This window comes from Vibrio sp. 1078-1 (assembly GCF_033340475.1).
Genome location: NZ_JAWOWM010000553.1, coordinates 1 through 610, shown reverse-complemented (window position 1 = coordinate 610; position 610 = coordinate 1). Strand labels below are relative to the sequence as shown.

1 protein-coding gene and 1 pseudogene are annotated in these 610 nt (G+C 42.8%); one reads left to right on the top strand and one right to left on the bottom strand.

The annotated features are described in order from the left end of the window. Window positions 1-324, bottom strand: a 324-nt coding sequence (locus tag R7190_RS28745; protein WP_318138045.1) for a flagellar brake domain-containing protein, incomplete at its 3' end; no start/stop codon positions are given. A 150-nt stretch (window positions 325-474) separates the two neighbouring features. On the opposite strand from R7190_RS28745, the pseudogene R7190_RS28740 reads away from it, so the two are divergent. After that, window positions 475-610, top strand: a pseudogene (locus R7190_RS28740) (N-acetyltransferase); the annotation flags it as partial.

The following is a 610-nucleotide window of genomic DNA, read 5'->3' as shown; positions in this document are numbered from 1 at the left end:
CTGAGCCCTAAAAGGGATGACTGCGCCTTCGCCACGATGAGAATACGCTTTTACGTTTATCCAAAAGCCTTCTTGAAAATAGAATTTCAAATCTTCATCGGAAATATTCGGAACTTCGATCAATGCCGTATTGTTAGAGTGGCAGCCGACAAACGTACTGGTGGTGATGAACTTCGTTCCAACAGGCGTGGTCACATTAAGAGTGACTTCACTACCGTGCTCGACCATCGCCATTGCATCGGTGCTGTTTAATGTGGTGGCCTGACGTTCTGGTGCTCTCTTACTCTGCAGAGGTAGATTGCCGTCTCTGGCACTGGTTATCATATTTCTCATTCTTATTGTCGTACCTGATTTGAGAAGAGGTGACTGCTATGAAATTTAGCACTAAACGACTGGGTGTCTTTGCGTGGTAATGATTTTATTCAGTGATATAGTTTGATTCAATAAATCCGTAACAAAATTAGAGAAGAAGATATGCATAAAGTGATTCACGACACTGAAAGTGGCCTCTTTTGGGTTGATTTAGAGCAAGACTTCAAAGCAAAAGTGGTCTACGAGTTGAAAAATGATGTGATGCACATAACATCGACGGTCGTACCAGAAGAGCTGC